Annotated in this window: 4 protein-coding genes; all 4 read right to left on the bottom strand. The window is 71.3% G+C overall.

Going from position 1 to position 4,647, the window contains the following annotated elements; all coding sequences use genetic code 11:
- On the bottom strand, positions 1-467 hold a 467-nt coding region (locus tag JF597_RS49070; RefSeq protein WP_294012373.1), incomplete at its 3' end, for an AMP-binding protein.
- Complete coding sequence (pabB, locus tag JF597_RS49065; RefSeq protein ID WP_294012371.1) at positions 464-2,698, bottom strand: aminodeoxychorismate synthase component I; 2,235 nt, start codon at positions 2,696-2,698, stop codon at positions 464-466. The genes pabB and JF597_RS49070, both read right to left, overlap by 4 nt.
- Before the next feature lie 29 nt (positions 2,699-2,727).
- Positions 2,728-3,306, bottom strand: coding sequence for an antibiotic biosynthesis monooxygenase (locus JF597_RS49060; RefSeq protein WP_294012368.1), 579 nt, complete (start codon positions 3,304-3,306; stop codon positions 2,728-2,730).
- Between the two features lie 143 nt (positions 3,307-3,449).
- Positions 3,450-4,313 (bottom strand): hypothetical protein, encoded by an 864-nt coding sequence (locus JF597_RS49055; protein ID WP_294012376.1) that lies wholly within the window; start codon positions 4,311-4,313, stop codon positions 3,450-3,452.
- Positions 4,314-4,647 lie beyond the last annotated feature (334 nt).

The raw sequence follows: 4,647 nt of genomic DNA, 5'->3' as shown, positions 1-4,647 counted from the left end.
ACCGGGTGGGCAGAGGCCGGCTCCGCGGAGGCGGTGAGCGCCAGCAACTGGTCGGCGCCGAGCCGGGTCCGCCCGGCGAACCGGTCCTCCAGGCCCGGCCCCGTCACACACAGCGCGGCGTCGGCGTCCGCGGCCATGAACGCGTGGTCGGCCGCGGGGAGTTCGGGGTTGACGAGGACGGCGACGGCCCCGAGGCGCGCGACGGCGAGGAAGGCCGTCACCCAGGCGATCCCGTCCGGCAACGCCAGCACCACCCGGTCACCCGGCCCGGTGCCGTGACCGGCGAGCACGGTGGCCGCCCGGGCCGCGAGCGCGTGCACCTCGCCGTGGGTCCAGGCCCGGTGGCCCTGGTGGAAAGCGGGCCGGTCCGCCCAGCCGCGCCGCTCGGCGAGATCGGCGAGCTGGGCGGCGAGATTGCCGGGGGCGTCGGAGCCGGCCGAAGAGAGCACGGGCTGCGCAGTCGTCATCGGACCGGCTCCTCGGTGGCCGTGTGCCCTCCGCGGGCGTCGACGCGGACGGCAGGGTGCCGCCGCTGCTCCGCCGTCCGCTCCGCGGTGTGCAGGTGCAGAGCCCTCATCTGTGCCGCCGTCTTCAGCAGCATCTCGTCGTACTCGGCGACCGGATCGGAGTCGAGGACGATCGCGCCTCCGGCGCCCAGCTGCATCAGCCCGTCGGCGAACACGGCCGTGCGGATGACGATGTTGAGATCCGCGCCTCCGCCGCACCCCAGATAGCCGAGGGCGCCGGAGTAGACCCCGCGGGCCTCGGTCTCCAGGGAGTCGATGATCTCCATGGTGCGCAGCTTCGGCGCCCCGGTCATCGAGCCACCGGGAAAACAGGCCCGCACGCACTCCACCGCGTCGGTCCCCTCCCGCAGCCGCCCCTCCACGGTGGACACGAGCTGATGCACGGTCGCGTACGTCTCCGTGGCCATCAGCCGGGTCACCCGCACCGAACCGGTCCGGCACACCCGCCCCAGGTCGTTGCGGAGCAGGTCGACGATCATCAGGTTCTCGGCGCGTGTCTTGGCGTCCGCCGCCAGTGCGTCCCGCAGCCGGGCGTCCTCCTCCGGCCCGGCGCCGCGCGGCGCGGTGCCCTTGATGGGCCGGGCCTCGGCGATCCCGTCCCGGGTGATCCGCAGGAACCGCTCGGGGGAGGAACCGGCCACGTCGACGTCCCCGAACCGCAGGAACGCCGCGTAGGGGGCCGGGTTGACCCGGCGCAGCACCCGGTAGAACTCGTACGCGTCCGGCGGGGCGGGTAACCGGGCCGCGTTGGTCAGACAGACCTCGTAGCTGGTGCCCGCCCGCAACTCCCGATCGCAGGATTCGATGCCGGCGAGATAGGCCGCCCGGTCCCGCACCAGCCAGGGCTCGGCGGCCCCGAGGTCGGCGCCGAGGCCGGGGTCGGTGGGGTCGGTGGGTGTCGGCGGCGCGGGTGTCGCCGTCGGGTCCGGCTCAGTGGCGACGAAGGTCAGCTGGGCCAGCGTGCTCTCCAGCCAGTCCTCGGCCTCCCGCGCGGCCTGCGGGGTGTCCTCGGCCAGGCAGACCGCGTAGGTGAACCTCTTCAGATGGTCCACGGCGATCAACCGGTCGGCGAACAGCCAGCAGGCGTCCGGGACGTGGGAGGTGTGCCGGTTCGGTGAGCCGCAGTCGGCCTTCATCTCGTAGCCGAGGTAGCCGACATAGCCGCCGGTGAAGTCGAAGGGCAGCCCGGTGCCGTCCACCCGGCGGCTCGTCAACTGCCGTGCGAGATAGTCGAAGACGCTCGCCGCGACCTTCCTCGTCGGCCGCCCGGCCCGCTCGATCTCGCACCTTCCGCTCTCGACGTCGTACCGGACGAACTCCGCGAGCGGACCGCTGTCGTCACCGAAGAACGAGAACCGCGAACGCCCGTCCTCGACCAGCGCGCTGTCCAGCCAGAACGCCCGCCTCGACGCCGCGTACATCCGGGTGAAGGCGGCCTCGGTGTCGACCGCGCCCGCGATGCGCCGAGTGTGCAGACGGTATGCGGGCGCGGCCGGCCGGGGGCGCGGGACGAGCCGCGCGGGCCGGGGGATCACCGCCTCGGGCGGGGGCACCGCGGTGTTCTTCGTACGCGGTCTGCGGGCCCGTTCCGCCGTGAGATTGCGGAAGTTGACGAGCATGCGGTGGCCGTAGTCGGTGAGCACGGACTCCGGATGGAACTGCACGCCCCACAGCGGCCGGCTGCGGTGCCTGAGCCCCATCAGCACGCCGTCCTCGGCCCAGGCGGTGGCCTCCAGCGACTGCGGGAGCGGCTCGGACACGGCCAGCGAGTGGTAGCGGACCGCGGTGAAGTCCTGCGGCAGCCCCCGGAACAGGTCCCGTCCGTCGTGCCGGACCGTCGACAGATGACCGTGCCGCGGCTCCGGGGCGGGGCCCACCCGGCCCCCCTCCCCGAGCGCGATGCCCTGGTGACCCAGACAGACGCCGAGCACGGGGATCGGCGACGCGGCGAGCACGGCGGTGCTCAGTCCGAAGTCGCGCGGCTCGGCCGGGTGCCCGGGTCCCGGCGAGACCACGACATTGTCGAATCCCGCAAGAAATGCCCCGAGATCGGGAAGGGCGCCGACCGCGTCATTGAGGACGACGACCGGTTCCTCGCCGTTGACCTCGGCGACCAGCTGGAACAGGTTGTACGTGTACGAGTCGTAATTGTCGATGAGCAGGGTCTTCACCCGCCCACCTCCCTCGGTTCGTGCCGGACCTATGCGGTCCGTCTTTTGTGCCGTCCGCGAAGCGCCTGCAGCGGCGGATACAGCCATTTCCTCAAGAAACGCTGGAGCCGGGGCATGAGAATCCAGGTGACGAGAGCCGTCACACACAGGCACAACAGCAGTGTGCGGATGAGCGGATTAAGTCCGCCGAGATAAGGAAGAACGATCAGATTGAACAGGAGCACCGGCGGAAAAACCGCGCTCATGTTCACGAACCACAGTTTCCATTTCGCCGGCGGGACGGGCGGCTTCGGTGTGGTGGTCTGCGAGTCGAACCACATCTTGGAGCCCCGCACGCTCCTGCGCTCCGTCTGCCGGGCGAAGTCCGTCGCCCGGTCGTGCCACTGGGTCCGGACGGGCGAATCCTCCCAGGCCCGGGCCGTTCCCTCGCTGGCGAAGCGATAGACCACATGCCACTCCGCCTCTCGGTCGACAAGAACGCCACCCCCAAGGAAGCCCGGCTGCTGCGCACTCGCGGCCAGCATGGCCCACCCCCAGGAGTGGAAGTCGGCCTCACGGCCCGGCACCACGTGATAGGCCACGGTGACGGTGACGGGATTACTGCTCACGCCGTCGTATACGCAAGGCCTTCACAGCACGTTCAAATATTCAACGAAGCTTTCTCGGTTGTCCGGATCGTGACTCTTTATCGGCCTTTCGGTCGGCATGACTCAGTCTGTCGAGTTGTGCCGGAAGTAACTCAAGCAACCCCTTACGGAATTCGGGAAGGGGAATGCGGGGCGGAATGTTCCGGGGCCTCCCCGAACCTGGCCAGCGCCAACGCCCCCGCGACGGCCACGGCGAAACCCAGCACCGCCACCCACGCCAGCCCCTCCCGGGTACGGTCCCCGAGCCACACCACCCCCACCAGCGCCGGCCCGATCGTCTCCCCGATCACCATCCCGGCGGTCGCCGTGGTCACCGACCCCCGCTGCAGGGCCGAGGTCAGCGACACAAAGGCCGCACCACCGCCGACGAGGAGCGCGTACGTCGCCGGGTTGGCCAGCAGTGCCGACGGCGCGAGCGAGTCGATCAGGCGTACCCCCACCTCGACCACCCCGAACCCGAACCCGGCGCCCAGCCCGAGCGCCAACGCCCGTCCACGCTCCGGCAGTCGTCCACCGAGCAGCGCGAGCCCCAGCACTGCCAGTGCCGTCCCGAGCATCGCGTACTTCAAGGCCGACGGCCCGCCGCGGTCGCCCTCCGTACCGGACGCGATCCCCAGCAGTGCCATCCCCGCGCACACCACTCCGACGGCACCCCACTCGCCCGCGCTCAGCCGGACCCGCAACAACCGCGCCGACACCACCGCGGTCACCGCGAGACTCGACGCGAGCGCCGCGCCCACCGCGTAGATCGGGACCGACCGCAACGCGGCGATCTGCAGCAGGAACCCCACCCCGTCCAGCGCCAGCCCCGCCAGATACCGCCACTGCCGTACCGCCCGCAGGAACAGCGTCACCGCGAACGCCGTCCCCTCGCCGTCGCGGCCGCCCGTGTCCGCCGCCCGCGCCGCCATCGCCTGCAGCACGGTGGCCGTCCCGAAACAGACGGAGGCACCTAGAGCACACACCATTCCAAAGAGCACGCAGTGACCTTAGGGGAGGTGGTGCGGGGTGGGTTGGTTTCGGACCGGCTCTCACTGATCTCCAGCTGTCCGCCGGACACCAGCCGCATCCCCGAGTCCGGGTCCGCGAGCGGTCGGCCAAAACGCGTTGCCGCCCCCCGTCCGATCGCGTTACGGTCGGCGCACTCTGACGCACACGCTCTCTGGAACCATCGCCGCAGAACGGGAGCAGGTCCGCGCACAGCGCGCGGCACCACGGAGGGGCGGCACCGGATCCGGCCGACCGGCGGATCTCGTACGCCCTCCGGAGGACTCTCCCATGAACATCGGCCTCGGCCTCCCC

The organism is Streptomyces sp., assembly GCF_019510245.1.
In the GTDB taxonomy this organism is placed as follows: domain Bacteria; phylum Actinomycetota; class Actinomycetes; order Streptomycetales; family Streptomycetaceae; genus Streptomyces.
The sequence above is the reverse complement of the archived record's forward strand: the minus strand, read 5'-3'. Positions and strand labels throughout refer to the sequence as shown.

Bases quoted from the DNA above. Each gene is read 5' to 3' on its own strand.
- JF597_RS49055 (WP_294012376.1), bottom strand. From the start codon at position 4,313: ATGGTGTGTGCTCTAGGTGCCTCCGTCTGTTTCGGGACGGCCACCGTG.